Source organism: Rubritalea spongiae, from assembly GCF_042652385.1.
In the GTDB taxonomy this organism is placed as follows: domain Bacteria; phylum Verrucomicrobiota; class Verrucomicrobiia; order Verrucomicrobiales; family Akkermansiaceae; genus Rubritalea; species Rubritalea spongiae.
Window position 1 is genome coordinate 2777529 of record NZ_JBHSJM010000001.1, and the last position, 23605, is coordinate 2801133.

The window sequence follows — 23605 nt, forward strand, 5'->3', positions numbered from 1 at the left end:
AGTCTCGTAGGATAGGGCAAAAAAGCTAAGGGATGCGAAAGCGGTCAGGATTTTGAAAATAGCAGTTATTGTTCATTAGTTGACTTGCATGGGGAATTGTTCACCCGCTTGCCAGATTCGGTAGTGAACTTCGGTTCCATTTGGGACATAGACGACGCGATTGGCAGTTTGCTGTTGTAGCGGATGAGGTAGGGCTCTCCTCTGAGGGTGATGAAGCGCTCTATTTTTTTAATATTCGTGCCGGGTGTGATAAGTGTGCCAGCCATTGTTCCGAGTTCCTTGACTATGTAACGAGGGAAGTTCCAACCTTGGATGAATTCGCTTACGATGTCCCCTCCGATATAGCAGTGATTAGTGGCGTCGGTAATGACGGTTTTACCGACGATGAGTTCGACTTGATGTGAGTTTTCGTTATCTTTAAGAGGTAGTTCCAGAACCTAGCGCTGCATGCCTTTTTCGGCAGGAGGGAAGGCTTTTAGGTTGTCGGCAGAGAGGGTGAGAAAGATCAGAGATATGATGAGTGATCGGTGGTTTTTCATGACGTATAAATCACGGTGTTATTGTTATTCGCTGTAATGTAAATAGTTGTGAATACTCATTCATTTATTAAATGAAGTGGAGTTTAATCTATATGTGGTTTTTACATATTCTCTTGTGGGGGGAGTGGGCGGTTTGATGATGAAATTTAAATTGTTAAACGAGCTATGAAACTAATTTTTACTTTATTTACGATTTTTGCAGTATGTGTCCCAGTGTATGGGCAATGCTTGGCTAGGTGTATCTATTTCAATGCGCCATCTAATGTGCCAAGGAAATTACTTTTACTCCAAGGACGGCAGTCTGATACAATCGATGTTCTGACTAAAAACTTTTCTGACTCCATTAAGATTAAGAAAAGCACTGAGCGAATTTATTTGGCTCCGATGGGAGTTGACCTCAAGCAAGATGGATTGAAGCAAAAATTGCCATCAGTCCGCATACCTGAAAATTGGAGTAAAGTGCTTATTGTTCTCACGAATGATAGCTCTAACACCATTCTTCCAATCAAATTGAATATAGTAGATGCTAGTGACGACAAATTTGGGCCTGATGATATGATGTTTGTGAACTTTTCAGCGTTAGGCTACATAGGTTCAGTTGGGGAGAAAAAAGTAAAGCTAAAGCCAAAAAGTAATCTGACTATTGATAACTTGATGTCCAGAAATGGGTCTGCCTCACTTGAGCTGGATATGTTTCTTCCTGAAGAAAATACACTTAGGAGATTTGCCAGAAGATCTTGGCCATGTTCAACTAATGATAGGTTAGTGTTTTTTGTTCTCCCTGCCGTTGGGGGAAATACCCTAAGTATCATGCTACAACTCTGAGGAGTTTCTAAGGTTGTCGCATATTGATTGTGGCGTTGAATATGGGGGCTTTAGGCATCCTGCCAGTTCGAGTGTTAAGCGCTCAGTTTTAAATGAGTGCTTAAGGGTTATTGAGTTGGTGACCAAAGTTGTCGTTGTTAGGAAATAAATTAATTCGTAGTCGAATGACGGCAAAAAAATATTTTTTTAGGATGCATTTTCTCAGAGATGTATTACAGGTCTGATGTCTTTAAGTCAAAAACCACTCTCTAATGAAAATTTATCAATCACGTCCCTTATTGAATGGGATGTTTACCGAAGTGTGCGTACAGAGTTCGTGCACCAGATTTACCCAAATGCGTAACAGGTACGGTGCAAGCGCTTTCCTAGCTTCGGTCAAATCCTTTTAAGTACGTGATACTGAACAGCTGAATAGTTCGAAAGTTGCAGTATTTTATTGCACAGTGTTTAGCTCTGATGATTCAATCTTCCCTTAAAGTTATTTACAATGTAATTACATTTATGTATATTCTGTGCCAGTAGCGCAAACAATTGGCCATATGGTGCGCTATTAGTCTTAGGAATATACACCATGCGCCACACGTATTCCTGCAATACGTCAGTCTTAAATCCACTCATTCTCATGAAAATTCAACAATCTACTTTCTCAAAGGGGTTCGCTCTTATTGCAACCATTTCAGTGCTTTCACTGTTAGTCATGATTGCAATAGGTATGTTAAGCCTTTCTGCTGTGACCACGAGGTCGGTGGACCACGAGGTTCCACGGCAAGAGGCTAAGGCGAATGCCCGCATGGCGTTAATGATGGCTCTGGGAGAGCTGCAGAAGATGGCTGGGCCGGATACGCGTATTACTGCTCCTGCGGATATTGTGAAGGGGAATAGTAGTGCGCCTAAACAGTTGACTGGAGTTTGGCGTTCTTGGGAGGGGGCTGATCATGATTCAGAGGGAAAACCACGTCAGCCTGAATATGACGAAAAGTTTAAGGAAAGTACTTCAGGAGGTAGATTTCTGGGATGGTTGATATCGGATAAAAGCCAGAGTCTTTCTGACCCAGATAATACACCTACACTCATTAAAAATGCAGAAACAGTGCCGATCCTTTCAACCGGTACTCTCTCCACCGACATAGATTCAGACCTTGAAGTACACATGAGGCCAACCAGCATCGATGGTGAGGAGGGTGAGAAAGGAGGATATGCATGGTGGATTCAAGGCTTAAATTCAAAAGCTTTGATCAAGCCTATGTCTGAAGCACCCGATGCAAATGAGTTTGCGGAGTGGGCTAACAAGCAGAATTCGAATTTAGAATATCAAGTTGAAGCGTTTGAAATCAATGATGATCCAACTCTAGCGAAGGCAATTTCATTTGGGTCATATGAACTTGTAGAAGGAACTCCTGACATAGAAGAGATCGTTAAGGAGAACTATCATGCTATCACTCATTTTTCGACAGGTTTATTGACTAATGCCGCTACTGGAGGCTGGAAGAGAGATCTCTCTCTCTTTGCAGAAAAGTGGCAAACTTCAGGATATAATTACCAAGATCTTAATCCTGATTACCGTTCTGCATGGGGAGAAAGGGTACCACAAAATGGCTATTCGACTTATAATATCACCCCTGGAGTGGAGCATCTAGGCGGGTTGAAGTATGCTTCTTCTGGGCAAAAGGCTTTAATTTATGGATGGGGAAGCAATGATAAAACATCGATGACTTGGAATAGTCTAGCCGACTTTGCTTCACTTTATAAAAATTTACAGACTAACGCTGGTGGGGCGCCGACCTATAAATTTTACAACTCTCTAAATAGTCAATCGAATGCTATGAATGGTGAGAGGTTCTCTATCATAGAGCCTTTGCTGGTTAGGTGGCAGATGTATTTTAGTCTCGCCTCTGAAAAAATAGACGCGAGTGATGACTCTAACTATCGGCCGCTTATAGGAGTTCATCCCTATTTTACTTACTATAACCCCTATAACGTAGCCATAGATAATACAGGTTTTAATAGAGAGTATTTGCAACTTAATTCCACAAGCTCCAATCAGACGAATTTCCCTTTTTATCTTAGATTCGGTCTTGGTGATGACCAAAATTTGGTGCCTCAGAGAATGTCATTGCTTCTTGGCACGAAAAATAATAGTAGGCGAAACGTTTTTAATGTGATACCACAGCCTTCGTCATTTGCTCATCAGTTATTTCAACCTGGTGAGTCGAAGGTGATAGGGAAATCAGCATATATTGGCTTGTTAGAGTCAAATGCTGATAAAGTGCAGAGTATAGAAGTAAATACAGGTGTTACTGACCAACCTTATTTTGTTAGGATACGCGATGCAATAGGCGCGGTTAAAGCGGAGGGTTATCCAGCGGGTACAGCATACTCCGCAAGTTGGTTTAGTACAGGGAACAATAATAGTGTTCCGATTTGGTTAAGAACAGGAGCTGGAAGGGTAGGCAGCACTCGTTCAATGCCTTTTCATGTTTCAGATGACTCGGAATTATTTGAAGAGAAGTCCTCACCTAATACGGATGGCGAGGCTACGGCTGTGAACATCGAGGATGTAGAATGGAGTGCAAATAAATTTGAACCCTTCGTTTCAATGTCTATGACGATGCGTAATCTATTTGAGACTCATGCCCCTACAAAGGGGTACCTTAATAATAAAATACTAAGACCAATGCATCATGGTGGCGGTAGTGGGGGGATTGAGCAACAGCTGTATGAGTGGAATATAGACCGACTTAATGGCCAAGTGGATCCTAAATTGATATCATTTGCACGGGATCTATCAGCCGGGGATGATGTTAGCGGCTTTGTTGGAACATCATACACGTCTTTAGATGGTTTGGCGCGTTGGGTGACCGCTGAGTTACCAACGCAACCATTGTTATCGCTGATAGAATTACAGCATTTTGACCCAGCCTTTATTAATCCCAATGCACCACGGATGGCAAATGTGTTAGGAAATAGTCATGCTTCGGCCTTCATAGAAAAAGGTGGAATTCAGGTTACTGGTACTGAGGGTTATGATCATAGCTATGTTTTTAATCACTTAATGTTTGATGATTGGTTTGTCTCATCAATTTCACCAGAGCTCGAACCATTCACATCAATAGAAGAAAAGAGCTTGGACCAAGTTCTCGAAGAGTTTTTTACAGGTGCGGGTGAGTTAAAAAATTCAGCATACAGACCTACGAAGATTATTTCTAAAAATGAGGTTACGAGTTACATCGAAGAAAATTTTAAAAATTCAGGGACTTCATGGAATAAAATTGCTTCAGAGCTTGAAGTGGAGGGAATGTTTAATGTGAATTCTACATCAGTTGAAGCGTGGAAAGCATTACTCACTAATATGAAGGAAACTAAAGTGCCTCATCAAACTATTGATACGGTAAACGGGGGAGCAAGTCTAAATGAGGGACCAGCTTATCAATATCCTATGAGCAGAACGAGTCTTGCTGGTGACGCATCTTCAGCAGGGAGTGACTCGCAATTAGTAGCTCAGCCTTATGACTGGACTGAGGTACAACTCGAAGCGCTTGCGGAGCAAATTGTAGAGCAGGTGAAACTGAGAGGGCCTTTTCTATCTCTTTCTGAGTTCATCAACAGGCAGCTCTCTGATGATGAAGACTTGGCGATGGCTGGCGCTGTGGAGAGTGCATTGATCGCTCTGTCTGAGCTTGGCGCAAGCAATCCCAAAAACCCATATGGTGAACTTCTAAGTGCGTTTCCGCCTGATGAGGAAGAATCCTATACGAATGCAGATGGAGAGACCGTTACCTATGCTAAGTACAGTGCTAGAAAATTTTCAGATCATGATACCTACTACTCATTTCCAAAAGCAGCTGAGGGACATGTGGCTTATGGTACGCCAGGTTGGCCTAGGCAGGCAGATGTGTTAAGGCCTATTGCTCCACTTTTGAGTGTGCGCGATGATAGCTTTGTTATTCGGGCATATGGTGAGGCATTTGATTCTACAGGAAATAAAGTGCAAGCATGGTGTGAGGCTACTGTAGTCAGAACTGCGGAGTATGTTAATCCAAACAATATAAGTACAGATTACACCAATTTGAGTATGACTAACCAATTACATGGTAGGAAGTTTAAGGTAGTCTCTTTTCGATGGTTGAATAAAGATGAAGTTTAATTATATGATTTTTTTGAAATATACGTGCTTGTGTTTATTGCTGCTTTGTTGTGAAGGTTCAGCGAGTGTTGCAAGGGTTTTATACTATGATAAGCCGGCTAACGCCCCTAATAAAGTTTATGTGTATGTGAATGGAAAACTCCATGGTGACGTGGAGATGCCAAAATATGAGTTTGGAAAAGACCTCCAATTTGAGGGTGAAAATGAATTAGAAATAGTCTTCGCCCCTAAAATTTATGATGAGGGTGAAGTTATGCCGAAAGGGCTTCCCTCGACAAAAGTGGATGCACGATGGGAGAAGTTTTTGATTGTTGCTGTCACAGACACTAAAAATCCGACTTTCCCGATGAAGCTTCTCTCATTGAACGCAACGGATAATTATTTTAGCAATGGAGATTTTATGTTTGTGAATTTCACACCTAACTATGTATTAGGGACCTTTGGCAAAAAGAAAGTTAATGTGGCTCCTATGAAACTCAAAGTGGCTAACATGAGTGATTCGATGGGGCAGTTCCTTGATGTGAAGCTAAATTATGTTGAGCCTCAGAATAAGAAACAAAGGTGGATGGTTCGTCAAGGATGGAGAGTTCTTGACGACCGAAGAACTGTGGTTTTCTTTTATGTTCCTGATGGGCGCACGACGATGAAATATTTTGCGACACAGATAAAAAATTTTTAGTCAAGTGATTTGCTATTCTCATCTGCCATTTTCGTAGGGCAGGTGGTCTGGAAGATGTCGTTTCATCGTTCGCCAACGGCTCCGTTTTACGGGGCAACTTCTTCACCCGAGATCGGGTGAAAGCTCAAATGACTATCCCTTCAGGGCTATTCAAGAAGCTATTATGAAATATGCAGGCTAGTGGGAGATCTTCCATCCAGTAAATTGGGGGTGGCCTGACCCCGCGCTTTGGACAGATCTAAACTGTAGATTCAGTGAAGATGTTGTTTCTTATTAGGTTAGGGATTAGTTCGCGTACAGACGGAGTGGAGGGCGTAGCCCGTAACGGAGTCTGTACGCTGCGCGCGAACTCATTGGGTGTGAGATAAGCCAACGAGCTATGGATGCGTTCATCGTTATACTCTTTTCGCCATCCTTCTAGCAAAATTTTAGCTTCTGCTAGAGAGTAGAAGATTTCACGATTCAGGAACTCATCGCGTAGCTTGTCGTGAAAGCTCTCGATGTAGCACTGCTCCCATGGTGAACCTAGTGTAATGTAGTGTGTTTGGATGCCTTGCTCTTTGAGCCAGTCTCGAATTTTGTAGGCTATAAACTCTGGACCATTATCACTACGAATGAACCGAGGAGGCCCATGCTCAACAATGAGCTCTTCTAGAACTTCAATTACGTCTTCGGCTCGGTAGCTATGACGAGGATTCAAGCTATGACATTGACGAGTGTATTCATCTAACACGCTTAAAATGCGGAAGCTCGACCCATGCTCTGTTTAATCGTAAACAAAGTCCCAGCTCCAGACTTCATTTTTTGCACTGGCGCGGAGTCGTTTGGGTTCATTTTCATTTACTCGTCTACTCTTGCGCTGCTTCTTGCGTACTTGTAGGCCGTGACGGCGACGTATCGCCTGTACACGCTTAGAGTTGATTTTATGGCCTTCTCGGCGCATCAAAGCGGTAATGCGCCTGTAGCCATAACGAGGGTTATCCTTGCTGAGCCTCAGAACCTCTCGCTCAAGCTCTATACTCTCAGGGCTACGTTGACTAACCCAATAAAAGCTAGATCGCTGTAAGCCTATCGCTCTACACACTTCACTTACTTTCGCAAACCCAGACTCTACTAGTGTGCGAACCACCGTCTTCTTGGCTGCCACACTTACCACTTTTTTGAGTTCACTTCCTTGAGTATGTCGATCTGCATCGCCTGATCAGCTATGATGCGCTTCATCCGCGCATTTTCCTCTTCTAAGGCTTTAAGCTTTCGAGCCTCGTTTACATCCATATCCCCATATTTACTCTTCCATAGGGAAATTGTTTGAGGACTCACATTATGCTCGGCACAGATTTCTTTACGACTCTTACCAGCTCGCAATTCTTGCAGGATTCTGACTTTTTGCTCTTCGCTAAAACGGCTTCTTTTCATGTTTTTCGATTTGGTTATATCACCAAATCTACATTTATGAACTGCACAGTTCTACGGGGTCAGGCCAGATTGAGCAATGTAGTTCTACTACAGTTTGTTACGTGGTGTGTATTTTGGTGGTGGATACATGGTGTTACAATTGGAGGCTTCTACCTTATTGGTGATTTATTTACGTTACCTTGGTTCGTTATTGCGAAATTTGGGCTCAATTAAATTTACATTGTATTCACTGGGGAGTATATCTCTTCATATGACGTTATTGCGTAATCAAGGTTTATAATAACGTAATTCAGCGAGTTTGTTGCATCCACCAGTAGGAAAGTGTTTGTGGCAAAAGCTTTCAATCCACTCATACAATGAAAACCCAGCAAAATATTAAATCTAAAGGGTTTGCTCTTATAGCCACTATTTCGGTGCTCTCGTTAATGGTAATGATAGCTATCGGGATGTTGAGTCTGTCGGCAGTCACGGTCCGAACAAGCGCACGTGAGATCCCGATGCATGAAGCCAAAGCAAATGCGCGGATGGCTTTGATGATAGCACTAGGTGAATTACAAGAAACTGCAGGTCTTGATCAGCGTATTACAGCTGATGGTTCAATCCTCGGTCAGGCCTCGGGAGGTAGTTCAGGGAGTGCGGTCAGCTCACCGTACGCATTAGGTGTATGGGAATCATGGTCAGCCCGATTGGGTAAAAATACAAAAACTGCGACTACGCCAGACTATGATGCTCCTAAAGAATCTGGATTTTTGCGCTGGTTGATTTCAGGTGATGAAGAGCAGCTCAAAGACCGTGATTGGGTGTTGAATGGAGGCTCTGGTGATTTAGTGACCTTGTTTAAGGATGAAGAGGGTATTGAGCTGAATGGAGAATTAGTGACTTACTCAAACGCTGGAGGAGAGGGCGCTTATGCTTGGGCTATTACGCAAGAAGGGACTAAGGCTAAAATCAATATTGCTGGTCCAGAGCTTGAGGATAGAGAACCCAATGATGATCTTCAGGTTCAGCCGCGAGCGAATTTAGAGTTTTCAGAATATTTTTCGAATCCTACAGAACTGTGGAATCATCGGGCATCTCGCGTGATTGATCTGCGTCAGGCGATGCTAGATGACGAGCTCGCTGCGACTGGTGATTCTAAGAATGGAAGCGGCCATTTCACGACTTCGTCCTACGGTTTGTTGACCAATGTGGTGGATGGTGGGCTCAAGGTCGATTTGAGTTTGGGGTTTGAGATGGATGATGCTGATTTTTCGCAGGCGTCATGGGGGAGTATTAAGAATCCGTTTGTAGCAGCTTCTGAAAATGAGTTCACGACGCCGAGTAGCTACGGAAGCCAAAGACCTCTTTATGAGCCATTGAATGATGTCGGGTATCATAACTTTGAGCGGGAGTGGGATCTAGCCAATGTTCATTTTCACTTTCCAGTCACTTCAGTTCCAACATTTGACACATTGAGATCGCATTATCGAATTGCGCATCACCTTTATGAGACAGCTGACGGTGTGACTGTCTTTGAGCGCGGTCTGGATCATGTTGCGGCAAGAGAGGGTGAGCTTGCAGCGGGTTTCGAAAGGCCGCCGCATTTTGAGGTAGTGGCTGACCAAACTCAAACTGGCGTACGACCAGTTTTAGACCGTGTGATGTTTTTGGTCAGTCTCGCGTTGACTGAAGATGATAAGCCCTCATTTGCATTTACCCCGGTGATTACTTTGTGGAATCCGTATAATGTGGCGTTGGAAATCGAGGGGGCTGTGGCTTACCCATGGTTAGATTTACCTTGGCAAGTGATTATTAATAGTTCGAAAGGTGGAGCTGAATGGAGTACTCCAATGGCGAATGTAGCGGGTTCCTCAAGGCAAATTAATCCCTATTTTATTGCAGCGATTACGCCAGGCGGTGGACCGATAATGGGGGCTCAGGAATCGATTCGTTTTAAACCTGGTGAGGTGCGTGTGTTTTGTCCAGCGTCACCTGATTTGAAAACTTTAGACTTCACTGGAATGGATCACGATCAGATAGATGCGTATCCTCCCAGAGATAAAACGATTTTCATGAAGCCAGTGGATAACATGGCAGATTATAACATTTCAGGAGGTTTTGTGATACAGCCTCATCGAAATGGAGGGGCCAGGAGCACTCCATTAGAGAGTGGAGATACGGCTTCGATGACATTTCGAACATTGGTTTATAAAGAATCATTAGGCATTCATTTGCCATTTATGATTGGTCTATCTGATGCGACCTTAGCTAAGGGTGCTGATCCTGCAGTAGGTACGCGTGGGCAGGTAATCGCTAATGTGCTTACGAATTATTATAATAAATCAAGGGAGACTTATGTGTCACCAACAGTGAGTTTTGAAAGTCTAAAGCAGGCCCCCTTGCCAGTAGCTTCCATTGAGGTTTTCCATCGGGTTGCCAATTCGAGTGAGAATGGAGTGCAGTCATCAGATTTAGTTTTTAGTGGAAATCCACGTCAGTCATCGATGAACCCTTATGTCACACATACGGAATTTGAAAACGGCCCTCAATATGAGCTAAGAATGCGTGAAGTTTCTTCTGCGAATGGTTTAATTAACACGTCTGGGGAAGTGCCGCTTGCCGCATATTATGGGGCTTCACAATCTCCTTTCGAAGGACGTACTCATTTGTCCTTTTTTGAATTGCCTAAGTCGCCATTGATTTCGATGGCTGACTTTCAGCATGCTGATCTTACTTGCACGCCCTTTTCTCCTGCAAATCAGTTTGGAAATAGCTGGGCAAGTGCGTATGTGGAGAGGGGGCAGGTAGTGGATGATGCGAGAGACGGTCTTGAAGTGGATCATTCGTATTTGGTAAATGAGGCGCTATGGGATGGGTATTTTTTCAGTAGTTTAGCTCCCGAAATAGAGCCAGGGACGGGTGGAGGAAATGAGTCAGTTTGGGATACACCAGTGGCACAGGAGGTACGTAGTTTAGAAAGCGTCCTATCTGAGTATGTTGACGATCCTAGAGCTAATCCGCTGCGCAACGGCCGTATGCGTCTACTTAAGGATACCTTCGGAGGTCTGAGTGAGTCGGAGTTTGTTCAGTCAATGCTAGAACCTGAAGCTTGTGTCAAATCGGCAGGGCACTTGATGGTGGATGGAGCTTTCAATGTGAACTCCACGAGTGTCAAGGCCTGGACGGCTGTGTTACTAGGGCTTCGCGGGGCTAGCTTTGAGCTTGGAGGTGTACCAGAAGATTCGGAGGTAGTAGAGTCTGGCTCAGAGACACCATTTCCACGTTTTAGTGCTCCAGTGGGAAGTGGGGATGATGTCTGGCATGGCTTTAGAAGTTTGACTGATGACCAAGTGGAAGAGCTTGCTGAAAAGATTGTGGAAGAAGTGCAACTACGCGGACCATTTCTTTCTCTTTCTGAATTTATCAACCGGAGAGTTGAAGATAGTGACGAAGGACTCAGCGGGGCGATTCAAGCCGCGATCGATAAGACGGCAATTAACGAAGAGAGTGTTCAGGTACCTATTGATTCGAGTCTGTATGAGAGCGAGGATCAAGCAAATATCGATGACGCTGGAGCGCATACAGGCACGGGAATACCTGGATATTTGACGCAGGCAGATGTTCTAAAATCGCTGGCTCCTGTGATTACTGTGCGTTCGGATTCTTTTGTCATTCGTAGCTATGGAGAGGCGCGAGGATCAAATGGTGAGGTCGCAGCGAGAGTTTGGATAGAAGCCACTGTTCAGCGTTATCCTGACTACATGGATTCGACCAATGCAGCTAGTGATCCAGTTGCAGATTTAACAGAGATAAACCGTCAGTTTGGTCGCGTGTTCCGTATCACTTCATTCCGCTACCTCAATGACAATGAGGCGCTCGCTCTAGCTCAATAGAAATTAGGTTATGTATAAATTTATTACTTCAGTTATTTTTACCTGTTTTTTTGCTTTGCCCATTCAAGCGGTGGAGATGCGTGTTTTGGCATGGGATCAAAATATCGCAGGGCGAGATTTATCGATAGCGTATGGCTCGAAAGCGGAGCAGATCACGGGAATGCATCACTTTGCGCGAAGCGCTCCGATTAAAGTGAAGGCTGATTCTGAGAGTTTGCGCTTACAAGTGAATGACCGGCTTTCCGAGAAAGGGAAGCCTCTAGCGGTGCCTATAGCTTTGGGGTCTTCGATCAAGCAGCCTCTCCTCCTGCTTATTCCTGATAAAGACGACCCGTCAGGGATCAGAACTTTAGTGGTTGAGGATAATGTTGAGGGTTTTGCATGGGGATCTCTGCGGTTTATAAATCTCACTAATGAGGAACTGGTGTTCCGCTGTGATAAAAAGCAGAAGCTCATTCCTGCTGGTTGGAAGCCAAGTTCTGTACAATTAGGGGGGGCAGCACGTAATGTGGGAGTGGCTCTGCTACTAAAAAAAGATTTGAAGGGATCGAAACTCTACTCGGCAGTATGGAAGCATCAAATGAATGAACGCAAACTGATTTTTATTATTCCCTCCAAGGATAGATCGAGAGGGCCGGTGGAGTTGAAATTTATTGTTGAAAAGCAGGTGTGAAGGGGTGATCGGTGAAAGGCGTGATTCAATGTCTTTTATCTCAATTTTCCTATTTCGTAGTGTCAGTAGTCTAAAGTTGAACCGTACTTTTAAGGGGATCTTTCATAGATTATACTATTGGACATTTGGCTGAGAGTTTATAGCCAAAAGGCGTAGTTTCCCTGTATGAGAGGGAGAGTGGTGGCTGTTATTGGTGTGGTGACCCCCCTAATTCTTGGGGGTCGATCATTTTTTTGATATGTGTTTACATTGTATTACATATTCTGCTGAGAGGAGGTTTTTACCCATAAGTCACTCAAATGTAGTGAATATGTAAATACATTATCGGTGTGGCGACAGTCTTCTGGTGGTGTGAATTGCTCAATGAAAAAACCATATGAAAACTCATCAAAAATCTCTATCTAAGGGTTTCGCGCTTATTGCAACGATTTCCGTGCTTTCATTGCTCGTGATGGTGGCTATTGGTATGCTGAGCCTTTCGTCGGTTACGACAAAAGCCACCGAACATGCAATTCCGATGCAACAGGCTAAGGCGAATGCTCGGATGGCCTTAATGATTGCTTTAGGAGAGTTACAGAAGGCAGCGGGTCCTGACCAACGTATTACTGCGACAGCCTCGATTTTAGGAGAGTCGAGTAACGCCTATACATCCTCTGTGACGCCTGTGGATGGAAAACGCCATTGGGCGGGAGTTTGGAAATCTGATACTGTAGCAGCAAACGGCAGCACAGCGAGTTATAATCCAAAGGAGCCTGACACGCGTGAGTTTGTCCGTTGGTTGGTTTCGTCTCCCGACTCTACGATGGTAGAAAATCTGAGCATAGTTGCAATTCAGCCCAGTTCAGATGCGATCAAAATTTTTGAAGGGAACAATGCTTCTGGAGATGTAATAGTACCCAAGGTTAATATTTCGGATGGCAGTGGAGGATTAAGCTCTTATGCCTATTGGGTGGAAGATATGGGGGTAAAAGCTGATCTCGGATGGTCGGGTGGAGAATCTCCAGATGAGACTAGAGAGCTACATGCGAGGCTTTCAGCCATAGCTGGACCAGATTATGCTGTGTTTGAAGGCACCTTTGATGGAGTTGTCACTCACCCCATCGAAAACGACTCAGATTTGGTTAGCAATATTCAGAAAGCTATTAGTGAGGCAGATATGCCTCTAGTGACGGGAGACTCGGATAATCAGAAGGACTGGCTCAGAGAAAAGCGTCACGATATTACATTTGGCAGCCGAGGGGTGATGACTGATGTAAAATATGGTGGCTTGCGGCGTGACTTAAGTCTGGCATTTGAAATGGACGACGATGCAGAGGCGGCAGAGGCGGATAAATTTAACCAACAGGATGGTGAGTTTGTGGAAGGAAATGACCGTCTCACCGCATCAGGAAAACCTAGTGGCCTACCTGTCAAAGAACGCTTTGTGTATAGAGATTATAGGTCGGCCAGTCCTGCAACTCCGTTCTCTAGTGATATTGCAAGTGGGGATGCTGGTGTCACACTTCGCGGACCAAATTGGTGGGCACTACGTGATTACGCTAATCTATACAAGAGATTATCTGGCTCAGAAGGAAACTACATTTTAAAATCTAGGCCACACTACCCCAATTTCAGCTCTGAGGGCAGTAACTACAGTCACATGTTTGATACGGTATCTCCTTGGGCTGATCATTGGGATCACGAACAGCGAACCAAAAAGCAAGACCCATTCGTAGGCTCTAATTTCTACATCTACCGTCCAGCGCAACCCACCTATGCGCCAGTGAATTTAGGAACGACAGCCTTGCTCAGCTTAAAGGGTATACCGCAGGGGAGTAAGGTTCAATTGGCGGTTGCTGTGGATCCTATCTTCTACATATGGAATCCTTATAATAGGAAGTTGCAAGTCGAGGGGTTGAAAATAGACTTACAAAACTCATTTCCAGGTAAATACACTATCGAGATTACAGGGACTGACTCGATGATTATTAACAGAACAGTTCGCGATCTTTTTCAATGGAATGTAAATAGCGCTGGGCGGAAGGCCAGTTTTGAAGTTCAAGATACAAATGGTTCTACAACGATTACGATGGAACCTGGCGAAGTGATGGCTGTGACGCCGTCCGTAGCCAATTCCGGGATAGCCAAACCGGGTTACTTTGAAGAGAATGATATTAATAACAGCGGCCTAATCATGACTGAGATCAACGGTAATGGTAGTAGTGTTCTTATTGATACCGCTAGTGTTTCTAACAACAAGATTAGTTTTGGTTATTCAGCAGTAGGCGCGGCTAACACCAATCGATACTACCTAAACACAAGTATTGCGAACCCTCTCAATCCAGCCGTTTCTGAAGAGATACAGCAAGTACATTACCAGCTTTCTAACACAACTAAAGACGGATACCAAACTCCAGGTACAAGCGCCGATGGATTTATCATTCCCGGTTCCGAAGTGAATGCCAGTGTGCTACTGAGTGGAGAGAAAAATTTCTTTGGTTTGTTGATCCATCTCATGAAACCAGCCCTGTTTGGAGGAGGGAAAGGTGGGCCAGTCGACTCAGTTGCTGAACCTGTTGAAATATTCTCACGGTTTAATCCTGCGCCGATGCTGATGAACAAAGATTTTGGTTTCTCCTCTAGTGGCCTGAATCAATTTTTTGGCCATATATCAGATGATAATATTAATAATTTACTCAATAATTATGGGTTTAATTTTACAGGTTCTGGCAGAAATGCGTTCTGGGGCTCTACCTACCAATTTGGAGGCTCTACTTCGGTCCCCATGTCTAATATCCCTTCGACTCCTTTAAATTCATTGGCTGAATTTTCTCATGCGAATCTAAGCGTTCAGGCAACAGAGCCATTTCATGCGGTGGGTAACTCTTGGTCGAGTCCACTTGTGACACCTACAACTGCGTATCAAAAAGTACAACTGACTGCCGGTAGTAATGTATATACAGCAGCTGATCACTCGTGGCTGATGAACGATGCCCTTTTTGATCGTTATTATCTTTCCGGAATCGCTCCTGATTTCACTCTGAATGGAGGGTATTCACAAACAGGATCGATAGAAGAGACATTAACAAAATTCTATGGTGAAGATTATCGAGATGCTCAAGCAAATCCTGTGCTTCGACCTTATTTGCCAGCTGGAAAAAGTACTAAAGATGTTGTGGCGGAACTCGTCGCGGATGACGGCTACATGAAAATGGGAGCTTACAGCCTTATCGATGGCGTGTTCAATGTAAATTCCACTTCGACTCAAGCATGGGAAGCATTTCTTCGAGCCAATAGAAATCTAGCTGTGAAGTATGCACAGGGGGGAACTGATGTTCCTTCTAATGATACACCATTCCCCAGCAGCGTGTCGCCGAGTGATCCGGCTGCGTCTGGGGGGCTCATTACTCAGGCGCACTGGGCAGGCTTCGCACGACTTGACGATGGGGAAATCGCTGATTTAGCAACGAATATCGTTGAACAGGTGAAACTGCGTGGCCCCTTCATGAGTCTTTCAGATTTTGTGAATCACCGCATGGGACCACTCGACCCTGCCACCTCATACACTGGAGCTTTACAAGCGGCTATTGATCTTACATCTATTAACGAAGATGTTCAATCTGGTGCAGGTGGAACTGCCCCTGACTATTCGAGTGCTCAAGCTCCAGGTAGACCACCGCTAAGCACTCTAAAGAGTAGCACGACCAATATAGCTGGAGACCTTACTCAGGCAGACCTTCTTCTGCCTATAGCTCCACGGTTGACTGCTAGAACAGATACCTTTCGTATCCGCTCATACGGTGAGGCTCTTTCAGCTGATGGCAGCCGAGTCCTTGCAAGTGCAGTCTGTGAGATGGTAGTGCAGAGAGTGCCAGAGTATGTGGACTCGGGCAATAATGCCGCCGACAATGAACCTTGGGATCAGGCACTTGACCCCATCACACTTGCTGGATTTAGCAATTTTAATGAGCTTAACAAAACTTTCGGACGTCAGTTTAAAGTCATGCGATTCCGTTGGCTGTCACCTGATGAAATTTAATAAAAATCACTCTAATATTATGCGAATTCAATATCAACACATGTTCTTTTCTGCCCTTTGCTTTTTTCTGCTGATCTTAGTACCATCGGGTGTTCAAGCGCAAAACGCAAAATCAGCGCGAGCGTTTTCGTTACTCTCGTGGGAGGAACTCCCATATGATTCAGTTTATTACCGTAATGGTAGTACGATGAATAAGGTGAAGATTAAGGTTGGTCGTCGCTCGGAGTCGTATCCACTGCCTTCAGATGGTAAATTGGAAATGTTCATTAGTGAAAAAGATCCAGAAGGTAAGGATAAATACAAAATGATCGGGCAGGCTACGATAATGCAAGGAGCCAAGAAAATGCTTTATGTTGTCGTTGCAAATAAGAAAGCTTCGAGCCTGCCGCTATCGATGTTTGGTATTAATGATTCTATCGATGTATTTCCAGCTGGAAGCTTTAGGTTTCTGAACTTTACATCAGTTCCGATAGAAGGGGCTTTTAGTGGAGATGTATTCAGACTACAACCTGGCAAGACGACAGTAGTAAAAACTAAAAAGCTCACGGGAGGAAGCTTTCACCCCTTTTACCTTCGTACAGTCAAGGGAGTGATGCTTTATGAAACGCGGCTTCTAGGTCAACCTTCCGGACGGGAGATTGTTTTCATCATGCCTCCTAATAATGGCTCGGGTCGTGTTAACATAAAGTTCCTTCCTCAAACTGTTCCACGTCCTGAGATTGGTAGTAACCAATAGCATGTGATTTGCTGGAGTAGCCATTCAGATCAGTGGGAAATGGCATTACCAAAACTCAAAGCTGGTTATTTTTTTTGATTAGGCGCAGCAAAATTAGCTGAAGCCTTCGAACTGATGAGAGATAGGAAAGTTTAAAGTAACTTTGTTTTTAGTGTCCTATCTAAGCTTAGCTGATGGTATTTCATCGTGGATGCCACGAAAATGCATGAAGCATATTTCGTTTTTTTTCTTGGGCGATCTAACTTTTGTGACGTTATTTTCTCATATGATCTTGATGTGAATCTAATTAGATGATAGTTAGATGTTTACGTTGTGAATCTGTTTCAATTTGTCGTTGATTTTGATTCATGAGTTGTATTGCTAAAAACCCTAAAAAATTAGAAAATGAAAAGTGTGTATAAACTCCCGTCGGTGTGTAAAAAATTGTTTTATTGTGTGCCTGTGCTTTTGTTAGGTCAGGTCAATGGGGCGTCTATGGTGACGTCTGGAACTGCATCAGGACTCGGTCTTGATGTGGACCTCAGCATATTAGCTGTAGATGTAGGGGTTGGTCCGTATGCTCAGGCTTATGTTTCATCCCCAGTTCCTGATACTGATACAGGGACTGTATCAAATCTATCTGTAGGTATCGGCACTTTGGGGGCGTTGGGGTATGTAGAAGCCTCGGTAATCGACGCAGAAGCTTTATCTAATGTAGATGGGGTGTCAGCTTCGGGAAACACTGTAGGTTCATCCAGTGTGACAGGATTGGAATTATCTCTTGTTTCTGGGGTGTTGTTTGCACCGAATATTTTAACTATAAGCAGTACTTCAGGGACCGCTATTAGCTCATCATCTTCTGTGACGGGATCGTATGGGTCATTATTTACACTTGGTGAGAGTGAACTCGAAGATGTGACTTTATCGATTGCTGGTATAGATTTCAACCTTGCCACAAGTTATGCTGCCAATACTTTGCTGGATGTATCTGCAGCGGGATTGGCTGGTATCAGCGTACATTTGAATGAACAAATTGTTACAGGAACTGGGACCGAGAGCTATTCGCTAGTGACGAATGCTATGCGGATTGAGCTTGATGCTGTAGATTTGGGGGGAGCATTGGGATTGATCAGTGGTGATATTATCGTGGGTCAGTCGTTTGCTGAGATGAATGCTGTACCTGAGCCTAGTACTACATTGAGTTTAGGTCTAGGGGCTGTGGGTATGCTGTGCATACGTCGCCGCCGCAGCTAGTTGCTATATATTTCAAGAAGATGAGCTAGATTAAGAGGCTGTCTTAGTTGTGGGTGAAACCTACAACTTTGATAGCTTTTTTTGTGGAGTCTCTAGTGCCAAGTGATTTTTGCTTTGCGAGTCTCGGTATTCACCCAGACACTGGCGTGTTCGAACTCGCGGGTGAAGTCCCAGCCATCTGGTGTGGTGCGCTTGTAGGGGCCTTTGGGTGGTCCGATTGGTTTTCTGAGTTCTGGATAGTCAACGAGCGGTCCAGTAGCGACTTTCCAGCCCCAACTGTACATGAAGTAAGAATAGGGTTGGGCGCCAATAAGGTAGCAGGCGTGAGCGAATTCTAATTTCTCATTTGAAAGCTGAGGCATGTTGGGCTGCATGTGGCCGCGCCAAGTGCCTTCGACACCGAGGCGAAAAACGGATATTTTACCAGCCTTGGCGATTCTGAGCATATCTTCCCATTCAGCTAGAAGGCTTTCTTTGTTTGATTTTTGTCGTGCGTAGTTCTCGAACATTACAGCGTCGCTGACCGCTAAAATATTTTCAGTGGAAGGGGTGTAAGCATTGTTGGCGAGTAGGATTTTGTCTGGTCCTAGAGCCTCTTTGAGTGCTGTCATCATTAGATCCATGGCTTTTTCAACCTCTGCACGTTTGTTTTTGCGAAAATCGACATTGCCGTGCATTTGATCAATAAATGCGCCGTCGCAGCCAGAGTCTTGCACTGCTTTCGCAACAGTTTCCACCCACCACTTACGGAGGTATGGGTTGAGTACATCGTAACAAAGTGCTCCGTAGCGGTCGACGAGTTTACCCGTTTTAGGGTGGGTGATGAGAGTTGATTTGAGTTTCGGGTTCTGCTCAATCCCTTCTTTGGTGAAAATCTGGTTATAGGAGGTATAAGGCCATGCGTAGGCAGCATTGAAGTAAAAGAGGACCTTGGTTTTTGGATTGATTTTCTTGAAGGCTGCGGCTTCGTGTTTGGCTCCGAGTTCGGCGGTTCCCAGCGGTTTTTGACCATGGGATTTCTCAATGCAGAGGAAGCTAGTTTGTTCAGAAATGAACTGAACTTGTTCAGGTGTTAGCAACTTGTATCGATTGCCAAACATGAAGTAGCGAGGCGTGACGTCCCAGCTAAATTCTGGGTAAAAGTCCTTTGGTGTGAAGCGGGAGCCATCACTAATGATGAGTGTACGATCCTTGGCGGTGGGAGTATCGGTGGTGGTTTGCGGAGCTGCGGCGTAGGTGAGTGGTATTGAAAGTGTGCAGGCAAGTGCTAGGAAAGTACGTTTCATCATTTTTGAAGGCGAGTGAGAGTGGCTCGCCTGTTGGTTTTTAGTTTCTATGTTTAGAGATACAGTCTGCGGGAGGTGCATCTGGCAGTGTTTTTTGCCAAGCTGTGATTTTTGCGAGGAGTTTTTCAACGAGTTCTGGGTTCTGCTTAGAGAGATCCTTGCGTTCCTTGAAGTCGACGGTCATGTCGTACAGTTCGGTACGCTTAAGTTTTTTGTTGTGGAGGAGCTTCCATTTGCCTTCGGCGATGCCAGAGCTTGCCCAGAAGTCTTTTTTACCAGTAGCTGCACGCCAATCCCAGTAGACGGGTTTGTTCCGCTCGAAGTTTTCACCTTTAAGTGCTGAGGTAATGTCGACCCCGTCAGCTTGATAATCTTCAGGAAGAGTAACACCTGCGAGGCTGCAGAATGTAGGAAGAATGTCGGTGCCAGCAAGCGTAGTAGTCTTGTCTATTTTTCCGGCAGGAACCGTACCAGGCCACCATGCAATAAATGGGACGCGGACGCCACCAGCATTGAGCGAGCGCTTCTGACCACGGAGTCCAGCGGTTTCGCCAACGCTGTAGTAACTGCCTTTTCCAGGACCGGTAGAGGCGTCTTCAGTGATTTTTTTCGCGCCAGTGCGCTCAGGGCCATTATCAGAGGAGAAAATGACGAGGGTGTTTTTATCGATCTCGAGTTCTTTGAGCTTTGCGAGGATTTTACCAACGCCGGTATCACCTTCGGAAACGATGGCTGCGTAGACTTTTTGACGATCGTTGAGCTCTGGGTGGAGCGCTTCGAATTCTGGTTTTGGGTAGTGTGGAGTGTGGGTCTCGTGAATCCAGAGGTTAATGAAGAATGGTTTCTCTTTGTTTTCTTCGATGAATTTGAGTGCGTTTGGAATAGGGGAGTCTGCAGGAGCGTTTGGCCCAGGAAGGTTGAAGGCCTTGTAATCATCGTAGCCGTATTGGTCAGGCAGTGGGGCGTCATCGATATCAACATTGGTGAGGTGCCACTTGCCGTAGTGAGCGGTTTTGTAGCCACCTTGTTGGAGGAGGCGCGGTAGCATGACTGCTTTTGGGTCTAGCCAGTCAGGCATCCCAGTCTTCTTGTGGTGTTGGAGGGTGGCAAAGTGACGGTGGACGGAATGTCGAGCTGGGTAGTGGCCGGTCATAATGGCGACTCGGCTTGGAGAGCAGACTGGGTTGACCACGGAGAAATTCTGGAAGTCGGTACCTTCTTCGATCATTTTATCGAGCTGTGGAGTCTTACAGAAGGTGCTGCCGTGAGCTCCAATGTCGCCGTAGCCCCAGTCATCTGCGTAAATGAAGATGAGGTTTGGTTTATCTGAGGTGGCGGCCTGTGCCGTGCATAGAGAAAATAGCGCTATAGCGCAGGAGAGGATCAGTTTTTTCATAGGTAACAGTGTGTTTTGCTGTGAGCTGTGTTTAGGCTAAGAGCTCAGCTTGGGAAATGAAAAAGGGGCGAATTTGAGCGGTTTTCCAAGTGTGTGAATGGTTCTGGACTGTCGTGATTTGTGAATCATGTGTACGCAGGGATTTTGGCTTAAAAGTTGACGTATGGGATGATGGCGTCCAATGCTTTTAGCCAGATAGTTTTAAACTAGAGCTAGGGTAATGGTGTTCAGAACAGGAGGATTTGACGATTCTCTGCGAATCGCTCGGTGTAAAAACTACTAGAAAAATATATTATGAGAAATGGACGCATAACATTTGGGCTGTTGGGAGTGATGCTGGTGGGAGGAAGTATGGTGCATAAATCATCGGCGGCGGAAGCCCCGCAGGCATTTAAAACGAATTGCATCGCTTGCCATGACATGAATAAAGATCTTGTCGGTCCTGCGCTGGTAGATGTCGCAAGATGGTACCCGAAGGAGAAGCGCGAGGAGTTTATTAAGTGGTGTTATAATCCGGGGAAGCGCAATCCTGATATGGCTCAGATGCCGGCAATGGTTCACATTCCCGAGGAGGAACTCATCGAAGTCCACAAGTACATCCTCGAAGCTGCGAAAGGTCAGCAGAAGATTAAGATGCCAAGGATTGACCCCTACATTGAGACGGAAGTGTACCGTAAGCGTCCTCGAGTTGAGAGGACTTTTATTCCTGGAACTGGCCCGGCATCGATGGTTATCGCATTACCGACTTCGGAGGAACACAATGTGATATGGGACACGGATACCTGTGAGGTGTCGTATATTGCAAAAGGCACAGTTGATAATTACAAGTACTGGAAGAGTAATGGCAATTCTGAAGCTAATGTTGGCAAGCAGGTCTTTGATGTGAAAGAGCCGCTGCTTGAGGCAGAAAAAGATTATGTGGGCTACCGACTAGACAAAGAAGGTTTCCCGACCTTGGAATACATGGTGGGTGAGGTGAAGGTGACTGAACGCTTTTCAGTAGAGGGGAATACCATCGTTCGGACCATTACTGCAGATCGGGCATTTACGAAGTTTAATAAGCCTGAGGGTGCTGAAGGTTCTAAAATGGAGGTTTCTGTTGAGGCGAAAGGTTCCACGATCGTCATTAAGTACAAAGAGAACGCATAATTTTATTGAGACAATGACTATACAAAAAACATTACTGTCGGGTCTTTCTGGGCTGCTTTTATTGAGCTCAAGCGCATCAGCGCAGTTTAATTGGAAGCGTCATTATGAAGTGGAGCAAATCGATCCTCCGGAGGGAGCCGATTATCAGATTGGTGGTTTGGACTATGCCAAGAATGGTGATCTTATCGCCTGTTTTCATAGGGGCGAGGTGAGAACTTATAATGAAGGTTCCAAGCAATGGAAGTTGTTCGCTTCTGGTTTACACGAGCCTCTCGGGATCTATGTTGAAGAGAACGGAGATGTCTTAGTGATTCAGCGTGGTGAGTTGACTCGTTTACACGATGATGATGGTGACGGAGTTGCCGATTTTTATGAAAATGTGAGTAATGACTGGGGGCTTTCTGGCAATTACCACGAGTTTACTTTTGGCTTAGTCAAAGACTCGAAGAAAAATATTTATATCAGCTTGGGGACGGCATCTAATATGGCGGGTGCGCGCGAGCAAATTCGTGGTGAATGGAATGACACCGGCGGACTGAGCCATGATAAGTTTCTTCCTAAGGATGGAAATGAATGGAAAGTGATGCGGGAAGAAATTCCTAGAATGTATGCACGAGTACCGTATCGGGGCTGTGTGTTGAAGATTTCACCAGATAGCAAAAAAGCGGAAGTGTATGCGACTGGGGTGCGAACTCCCAATGGGCTTTACGTGGATGAAAATGACCAATTATGGGTGAGCGATAACCAAGGTGACTGGGTGGGTGCTTCTAAGATTCATAAAATCAAAGAGGGTGGCTTTCACGGACATGCGGCGTCTTTACTTTGGGCGGAAAATCCACCAGAGGTGACACCTGCAGAGTTACCAGTAGAAGAACTAGAAGCTCGTAGAACGAAGGCTCCAGTGTTATTGCCACAAGGTGATTGTGGAAACTCGATTACTCAGATGTTAGGAATTGAAAGAGACTTCATTCCTTATTCTAGCGAAGAGAGTAAGAAGGGGCATTTGCTGGTGGGAGAGATGAATCATCCGCGCTTGATTCGCTATCTACCTGATTCAGTGAATGGGGTGGAGCAAGGAACCGCCACGCATTTGTTGGATACTAGCATGATCGATAGCGGGAATAATCGTCTATTGTATTCGAAAGACGGTAAATCGCTATACATCGGGAAGACTCACTTGAGTTGGCCGGGGCGTGAGGGGATTCGTAAGATCACCTACACAGGCAAGCCGTTTCTCTTCGTAGAGAATGTGAAACTGACGAAGAAGGGCTTCGAGCTGACTTTCAATGCAGACATTTCGACTGAAAAATCGGCGGAGGATGTGTTTGTAGATAGTTACCGGATCGCCTACCACGATAGTTATGGTTCGAAGAAGTATGAGCAGAAAGAGATGCCGTGTTCCTCATTTAAAGTCGACGGAAATACGTTGACATTGGAATTCACTGAGCCACTGATCAAAGATCGGGTGTATGACATTACGATTCCAAGAAAGATCAAATCCAAGATCGGTAATCTGTCCTACAATCGCTTCTGGTACACAGCGCACGAGGTGTATGAATAGGTGGGGAGTGATGCATGTTTCACACATTTTCGTCACAAGGAGAATATGCTCTTGAACTGAAATTTTCACCTATGTTAT

General features: G+C 44.8%; 15 protein-coding genes and 1 pseudogene. 10 read left to right on the plus strand and 6 right to left on the minus strand.

The genetic code is table 11. The features are described from left to right. Positions 1-65: 65 nt before the first annotated feature. Positions 66-434: an ecotin family protein gene (locus tag ACFPK9_RS16140; RefSeq protein ID WP_465269280.1), complete on the minus strand. Its 369-nt coding sequence runs from the start codon at positions 432-434 to the stop codon at positions 66-68. Positions 435-704: 270 nt separating this feature from the next. On the opposite strand from ACFPK9_RS16140, the gene ACFPK9_RS12395 reads away from it, so the two are divergent. The 3 genes from ACFPK9_RS12395 to ACFPK9_RS12405 all read left to right on the plus strand — a co-directional run bounded on the left by ACFPK9_RS12395 (position 705) and on the right by ACFPK9_RS12405 (position 6187). Further along, positions 705-1364: a hypothetical protein gene (locus tag ACFPK9_RS12395; protein ID WP_377095225.1), complete on the plus strand. Its 660-nt coding sequence runs from the start codon at positions 705-707 to the stop codon at positions 1362-1364. Between the two features lie 622 nt (positions 1365-1986). After that, positions 1987-5508 carry a hypothetical protein gene (locus ACFPK9_RS12400; protein ID WP_377095226.1) on the plus strand — a complete coding sequence of 1174 codons (3522 nt, stop codon included), beginning with the start codon at positions 1987-1989 and terminating at the stop codon, positions 5506-5508. A gap of 127 nt (positions 5509-5635) precedes the next feature. Continuing rightward, the gene (locus tag ACFPK9_RS12405) at positions 5636-6187 is read left to right on the plus strand and encodes a hypothetical protein (protein WP_377095227.1); all 552 of its coding nucleotides are present in this window, start codon (positions 5636-5638) and stop codon (positions 6185-6187) included. A gap of 238 nt (positions 6188-6425) precedes the next feature. On the opposite strand, the pseudogene ACFPK9_RS12410 reads toward ACFPK9_RS12405, so the two are convergent. The 3 genes and pseudogenes from ACFPK9_RS12410 to ACFPK9_RS12420 all read right to left on the minus strand — a co-directional run. Continuing rightward, positions 6426-6932, minus strand: a pseudogene (locus ACFPK9_RS12410) (integrase core domain-containing protein); the annotation flags it as partial. A gap of 21 nt (positions 6933-6953) precedes the next feature. Next, complete coding sequence (locus tag ACFPK9_RS12415; protein WP_377095228.1) at positions 6954-7334, minus strand: IS3 family transposase; 381 nt, start codon at positions 7332-7334, stop codon at positions 6954-6956. Positions 7335-7336: 2 nt separating this feature from the next. Beyond that, positions 7337-7603 (minus strand): transposase, encoded by a 267-nt coding sequence (locus tag ACFPK9_RS12420; RefSeq protein WP_377092531.1) that lies wholly within the window; start codon positions 7601-7603, stop codon positions 7337-7339. A 356-nt stretch (positions 7604-7959) separates the two neighbouring features. Here ACFPK9_RS12420 and ACFPK9_RS12425 point away from each other — a divergent pair, with 356 nt between their 5' ends. The 5 genes from ACFPK9_RS12425 (at position 7960) to ACFPK9_RS12445 (ending at position 18135) form a co-directional block, all read left to right on the plus strand. After that, positions 7960-11475, plus strand: a complete 3516-nt coding sequence (locus ACFPK9_RS12425; RefSeq protein ID WP_377095229.1) for a hypothetical protein — start codon at positions 7960-7962, stop codon at positions 11473-11475. A gap of 10 nt (positions 11476-11485) precedes the next feature. Next, positions 11486-12148 carry a hypothetical protein gene (locus tag ACFPK9_RS12430; protein ID WP_377095230.1) on the plus strand — a complete coding sequence of 221 codons (663 nt, stop codon included), beginning with the start codon at positions 11486-11488 and terminating at the stop codon, positions 12146-12148. Positions 12149-12524: 376 nt separating this feature from the next. Then, positions 12525-16166: a hypothetical protein gene (locus ACFPK9_RS12435; RefSeq protein ID WP_377095231.1), complete on the plus strand. Its 3642-nt coding sequence runs from the start codon at positions 12525-12527 to the stop codon at positions 16164-16166. A 19-nt stretch (positions 16167-16185) separates the two neighbouring features. Further along, positions 16186-16902, plus strand: coding sequence for a hypothetical protein (locus ACFPK9_RS12440; RefSeq protein WP_377095232.1), 717 nt, complete (start codon positions 16186-16188; stop codon positions 16900-16902). A gap of 393 nt (positions 16903-17295) precedes the next feature. Further along, entirely contained in the window at positions 17296-18135 is an 840-nt protein-coding gene (locus ACFPK9_RS12445; RefSeq protein ID WP_377095233.1) for a PEP-CTERM sorting domain-containing protein, read from the plus strand. 92 nt (positions 18136-18227) lie between these two features. Here ACFPK9_RS12445 and ACFPK9_RS12450 read toward each other — a convergent pair whose 3' ends face one another. Together ACFPK9_RS12450 and ACFPK9_RS12455 are read right to left on the minus strand one after the other, a co-directional pair. Then, the gene (locus tag ACFPK9_RS12450; protein WP_377095234.1) at positions 18228-19424 is read right to left on the minus strand and encodes a putative glycoside hydrolase; all 1197 of its coding nucleotides are present in this window, start codon (positions 19422-19424) and stop codon (positions 18228-18230) included. Positions 19425-19461: 37 nt separating this feature from the next. Next, positions 19462-20817: a sulfatase-like hydrolase/transferase gene (locus ACFPK9_RS12455; protein WP_377095235.1), complete on the minus strand. Its 1356-nt coding sequence runs from the start codon at positions 20815-20817 to the stop codon at positions 19462-19464. 294 nt (positions 20818-21111) lie between these two features. Between ACFPK9_RS12455 and ACFPK9_RS12460 the strand changes: the two genes are divergently transcribed. Beyond that, positions 21112-21966, plus strand: coding sequence for a c-type cytochrome (locus tag ACFPK9_RS12460; RefSeq protein ID WP_377095236.1), 855 nt, complete (start codon positions 21112-21114; stop codon positions 21964-21966). Between the two features lie 13 nt (positions 21967-21979). Next, positions 21980-23527, plus strand: coding sequence for an Ig-like domain-containing protein (locus tag ACFPK9_RS12465; protein WP_377095237.1), 1548 nt, complete (start codon positions 21980-21982; stop codon positions 23525-23527). The last annotated feature ends 78 nt before the right edge of the window (positions 23528-23605 follow it).